Annotated in this window: 1 pseudogene; it reads right to left on the reverse strand. The window is 42.6% G+C overall.

Annotation, left to right across the window (positions count from 1 at the left end):
* Positions 1-76 precede the first annotated feature (76 nt).
* A pseudogene (locus tag AAEY75_RS15280) lies at positions 77-270 on the reverse strand (NCS1 family nucleobase:cation symporter-1); the annotation flags it as partial.

The raw sequence follows: 270 nt of genomic DNA on the forward strand, positions 1-270 counted from the left end.
GAGTAATAGATCTATTAGACATGTAATAACTATTTTTTATTCTACTCTTGTACTTCATGTTTCTGACTTCACCGCCTTATTCTACTATGGTGTCAGGATCTACTGCATAAGGGCGCATCAATACCCAATACACGATGCCACCTATTGCCGCGCCTAATAAGAAACCATAACCTTCAAGCTTAGTCAGTGCGGGTATCAATACCGTGGCGATAGAGAATAAAGCGCCGATTGCAAAGGCGATAAGCGCACGGATGTTCCAGCCTTTGTAGT

Source organism: Psychrobacter sp. TB55-MNA-CIBAN-0194, assembly GCF_040309505.1.
GTDB classification, from domain to species: Bacteria; Pseudomonadota; Gammaproteobacteria; order Pseudomonadales; family Moraxellaceae; genus Psychrobacter; species Psychrobacter fozii.